Source organism: Methylobacterium sp. CCH5-D2 (assembly GCF_001556475.1).
Classification (GTDB): Bacteria; Pseudomonadota; Alphaproteobacteria; order Rhizobiales; family Beijerinckiaceae; genus Methylobacterium; species Methylobacterium hispanicum.
Map to the genome: position 1 here is coordinate 1 of NZ_LSIX01000178.1, position 4,732 is coordinate 4,732.

Sequence of the window (4,732 nt, forward strand, 5' to 3'; positions counted from 1 at the left end):
CGTCTTCGTCAAGCGCGAGAGCCAGGACGCCACCGCCTGGGTCTCGCTCGGCGGCGTCTCCTCCCCGGTCACCACGGCGAACCGCTGACCCCGGACGGGGCCCCATCCCCGATCCGGGACGGGCCCGGACGTGCGCCGGTTAGCGAGATCTTAAGGCTTCGCGCACGAAACTGCCGCTTAACCTGAGCGGCGCCTTCACCATGATCCGACACATCGTCCTCGCCGGATCCCTTCTGCTCGCTCTCCCAGGGGCGGCGCAGGCGAGCGATGCCGGCCGGCACTACGCGTCCTGGCGCGGATGCCTCGACCGGAATTTCGCATTGCAGGCGGCGCTCACCAGCCCCACGCTCGCCGCCGACGCGGCGCTGCGGATCTGCCGGGAGACGGAGACCGCCTATCTGGCGGCGCTGGCGGCCTCGCCCATGCTGGACGCCGACGAGGCGGACCAAGCCCGCCCGGCGCTGGTGGCACGGGCGCGCGGCTGGCTGCTCGGCCGGCGCGCCTCGCTCTGATCCCGCCCGCGATCGGCGTTCGGGACGCTTGCCGCCCTCGTTCGGGCGAGCCGGGGGCGATCCCGGGCTCCGCGGCCGAGGGGACCGGGCAAAACCGAGCCGATCGGCCGGGGACGACTGGCGCGCGAGGCTCGCCCGCGCGCCGCTTCCTCAGGCCGCCTCGGTCGCCTTGCGCGCCCGGCCCTTGGTCCCGGTGGCGCCCTTGCGGCGTCCGCGGGCGGTTTCCGGCTCCGGAGCCGGCTCGGGCTCCGGCTCGGGGGCCGCGGCGGCGCGGCCCGGCTGGCCCAGACCGAGGCTCTTGGCGAGCGCCGAGCGCTGGGCCGAATAGTTCGCCGAGGTGGTGGGGTAATCCGCCGGCAGGCCGTAGCGCTCGCGGTAGCTCTGCGGGTCGAGCCCGTGCTTGGTCAGGTGGCGCTTGAGGGTCTTGTAGGACTTGCCGTCGATGAAGCTGATCAGCCCGTCCGGGCGGATCGACTTGCGGATCTGGGCGGGCGTCGGCTTCTCGACCGCCTCGACCTCGGGCTTGGACGGCCCGGACGCGATTGCGTTCAAGGCGTCGTGCACGCTGGCGATGAGGGCGGGCAGCTCGGTCGTGGGGATCGAGTTGTTCGAGACATAGGCCGCGACGACATCGACGGTGCGCTCGATGTAGCTGGGTTGCGATGGTGCTGCGGTTTCCGACATTCGTGCGTCCCTCGTGCAATAACCCTTGGCGCAGGGCACCCCCAGCAATCCGAGTTATGTTATTTGCCTAGAAAAGCAAGGATCAAATGACGTTTCCTTGTGATTAGACCCGACATCACCGAGCAACATGCCGGCCGAGCTTCGAACGGGTGGCTTCAGTTGGTATCGGCACAGCCCTTTCCAGCCCTCACATCGCGGCGAATGTTAACCGCTTACGGGTGCCCCACTTTTCGTGGTCGGAGAGATTGTTAACTCCTTGCATCGGCTCGTTCTTGTAACCGACGCGACCGCATCCGGCCGGCCCGGGCGGGCGAAGACAGGCCCGCCTCCCCGATCCGGCGCCGCGTCGTCCGGCGCATTGCTGTTGAGGCTGCGTCCGCGCGGCCGGCCCCCGAGGGTGCTCCGGATCATGCCGAAGAGGCGCCCGCCCGCTCGCGCGGCCGTGGCGTCGCCGATACCCGCGGCGCGTCGTCAGGAGAAGGTCTTGCGCGGGTCGAAGGCGTCGCGCACCGCCTCGCCCGCGAAGACGAGCAGGCTCAGCATCGCGGCGATGACGAAGAAGGCGGTCAGCCCCAGCCAGAGGGCGTTGAGGTTGTCCTTGCCCTGCGCCAGCAGCTCGCCGAGCGACGGGGAGCCGGGCGGCAGGCCGAAGCCCAGGAAGTCGAGCGAGGTCAGGGTGGTGATCGAGCCGTTCAGGATGAAGGGCAGGAATGTCAGCGTCGCCACCATGGCGTTCGGCAGGAGGTGCACCGTCATGATGCGCAGGTTCGAGAGGCCGAGCGCGCGGGCGGCGCGCACGTACTCGAAATTGCGCGCCCGCAGAAACTCGGCCCGGACCACGCTGACCAGCGCCACCCAGGAGAAGAGCAGCATGATGCCGAGCAGCACGAAGAAACCCGGCGCGATGAAGGCCGAGATGATTATGATCAGGTAGAGGGTCGGGATGCCGCCCCAGATCTCGATGAAGCGCTGGAAGCTCAAGTCCACCCAGCCGCCGAAATAGCCCTGCACCGCGCCCGCGATCACGCCGATCACCGAGGAGACGGCCGCCAGGATCAGACCGAACAGCACCGAGATGCGGAAGCCGTAGATCACCCGCGCCAGCACGTCGCGGGTGGTGTTGTCGGTGCCGAGCCAGTGCCAGGGCAGGTCGCGGCAGGTGCTGCCGCCGCGCGCCTCGGCGGCCGCCTTGCACTGCTGGTCCGTCAGCATCCAGGTCGGGGGCGAGGGGGACGGCGTCGGCAGGTCGGTGTTGATGGTGTTGTAGGAGAACGGGATCGGTGGCCACAGCGCCCAGCCGTTCTCGGCGATCTCCCGGGCGATCTCGGGCGAGCGGTAATCCGTCTGCGCCAGGAAGCCGCCGAAGCGCTCCTCCGGATAATCGACGAAGACCGGCGTCAGCCACGCGCCCTTGTAGGAGACGAGGATCGGCCGGTCGTTGGCGATGAGTTCGGCGAACAGGCTGACGACGAACAGCGCCGCGAAGATCAGGAAGGACCAGTAGCCGAGCCGGTTGCCGCGGAAGTTGCGCAGGCGGCGGCGGTTTAGGGGCGAGAGGAAGCCGTGCCGGGCGGGGGCGGCAGGGGGCTCCACCGGCGGGCCGTCCAGGGGCTCCTCGCCCCCCGGCCGCAGCACCGGAGGTTGAGCGCCCGGCATCGGGGCGCCGAGCGCGGTGGCCTCGGGGGAACGGGCGGAGTCGGGCCGGGTGTATTCGTTCAACGGCTCCGCCCCTCCTCTCCGGAGGGTTCAGCCGTCGAGCCGGACGGCTGAGCCCTCGATCTCGTTCGGGCGCAGCTTGCCGCTGCGCTCCAGCCAGCGGCGCAGCAGGCGCACGTTGCGCCGGTTGGCCTTGAAGGCCGCGTCGAACAGGTCGCCGGCCAGCGGCACCACGCCGACCGCGCCGTCGAAGGCCACGTTCAGCGCCATGCGGCCGATCAGCCAGCGCGGGGCGCCGAGACGTCTCGCCTCGTAGACGATGTAGGACGAGATCACCATGCCGGCGATGTCGCCGATGACCGGCACGAGGCCGATCACCGCCTCCATGCCGACCCGCCGGTTGATGCCGGGGATCAGGAAGGCGGAATCGAGGAGGTGGGCCAGGGCCTCCAGCCGGACGAGGCTCGCCTCGGGCGAGGCGTCGGCGAGCGACAGCCGGCCGGCTCCTGGCCGGAAGGCACCTTCGAAGGCGCCCCGGCCGGAATCGCCGCGCGGGAAGTCGCCGCCCGGGGTCTGGGCCCGGGGCTTGGCCTCGGTGAAGTCCATCGCAGGGATCCGGGTCGCGCTCATGATCCGGGATGTGGCCCCGGCCCCGCGCGCCCGCAAGGATGCGGGGCCTTCAGGCGGCGCTCCGCATGGCATCCGCCATCCGCTCCAGCGCCGCGTCGAGGGTGGCGTCGGACTTGGCGAAGCACAGGCGCACGAGGCTGCGCACCGATCCGTCCGGGTAGAAGGCGCTCACGGGGATCGCCGCCACGCCGTGCCGCCGCACGAGATGCTCGCAGAAGGCGACGTCGTCGGTGCGGCCCTGCGCGCCGATATCGACGTTGAGGAACCACGTGGCGCCGGCCGGAAGCACCCGGTAGCCGAGGGCGCCGAGCCCCGTCGCCAGCCGATCGCGGGAGCGCGCGTAGCCCGCCCGCATCGTGCGGAAATAGTCGTCCTCCTTGGCGAGCCCGTGCGCCACCGCCGCCTGCAGGTTCGGCGGGGTGGTGAAGGTGAGGAACTGGTGCGCCTTGGCCAGCACCCGCATCAGGGCGGCGTCGGCCATCACGAAGCCGACCTTCCAGCCGGTGAGCGAGAAGATCTTGCCGGCCGAGCCGATCTTCACCGTGCGCTCGCGCATGCCCGGCAGGCCCATGAGGGGGACGTGGGCCGCGCCGTCGAAGACGACGTGCTCCCAAACCTCGTCGCAGATCGCCGTCACCTCGAAACGGCGGCAGAATCCGGCAAGCACCTCGAGGTCGTCCCGTCCGAACAGCGTGGCGCTCGGATTGAGGGGATTGTTGAGCAGGACCACGCTGGTGCGCTCGTTGAACACGGCCGCGAGCGCGGCCGCGTCGAGGCGGAAGCCCGGCGGCTGCAGGTTCACGATTCGCGGCACGCCGCCCGCGCGCCGCACCAGGGGCAGGTAGGCATCGTACATCGGCGCGAAGAGCACCACCTCGTCGCCGGGCCGGACCAGCGCGAGCAGCGCCCCGGCCAGCGCCTCCGTCGCGCCCGAGGTCACCATCACCTCGGAGGCCGGATCGAGCGCGAGTCCCTGGTGGCGGGCGTAATGGGCGGCCACCGCCTCGCGGAGCGCGGGCAGCCCCATCATCGGCGGGTACTGGTTGTCGCCCTCGACGAGCGCCCGCGCCGCGACCGCGCGGATATCGTCCGGCCCCGGGTCGTCCGGGAAGCCCTGCCCGAGATTGATCGCCCCGTGCTGGCGGGCCAACGCCGACATGGTCTCGAACACCGTGGTCGGCAGGTCGGCGAAGACCGGGTTGACGGGGCGGCTCATGGGGCGGGCGGCTCGTGAGCGGGGCGGCGGCGGG

Annotated in this window: 5 protein-coding genes and 1 pseudogene; 2 read left to right on the plus strand and 4 right to left on the minus strand. The window is 71.0% G+C overall.

Annotated features, from left to right (window positions below):
- Both AX737_RS35495 and AX737_RS04665 read left to right on the plus strand, forming a co-directional pair.
- Positions 1 to 88: pseudogene (locus AX737_RS35495) on the plus strand (transglutaminase); the annotation flags it as partial.
- Between the two features lie 112 nt (positions 89 to 200).
- Positions 201 to 512 (plus strand): hypothetical protein, encoded by a 312-nt coding sequence (locus AX737_RS04665; protein ID WP_066919365.1) that lies wholly within the window; start codon positions 201 to 203, stop codon positions 510 to 512.
- A 150-nt stretch (positions 513 to 662) separates the two neighbouring features.
- On the opposite strand, the gene AX737_RS04670 is transcribed toward AX737_RS04665, so the two are convergent.
- The 4 genes from AX737_RS04670 to AX737_RS04685 all read right to left on the minus strand — a co-directional run bounded on the left by AX737_RS04670 (position 663) and on the right by AX737_RS04685 (position 4,698).
- Entirely contained in the window at positions 663 to 1,196 is a 534-nt protein-coding gene (locus tag AX737_RS04670; protein WP_066919367.1) for a MucR family transcriptional regulator, read from the minus strand.
- Positions 1,197 to 1,667: 471 nt separating this feature from the next.
- A complete protein-coding gene (locus AX737_RS04675) occupies positions 1,668 to 2,852 on the minus strand; it encodes an ABC transporter permease (RefSeq protein WP_156453529.1) in 1,185 nt (394 codons plus the stop codon).
- Positions 2,853 to 2,942: 90 nt separating this feature from the next.
- Positions 2,943 to 3,458: a DUF4112 domain-containing protein gene (locus tag AX737_RS04680; RefSeq protein ID WP_066919369.1), complete on the minus strand. Its 516-nt coding sequence runs from the start codon at positions 3,456 to 3,458 to the stop codon at positions 2,943 to 2,945.
- Positions 3,459 to 3,531: 73 nt separating this feature from the next.
- Positions 3,532 to 4,698, minus strand: coding sequence for an aminotransferase (locus AX737_RS04685; RefSeq protein WP_082772882.1), 1,167 nt, complete (start codon positions 4,696 to 4,698; stop codon positions 3,532 to 3,534).
- Positions 4,699 to 4,732: the final 34 nt, after the last annotated feature.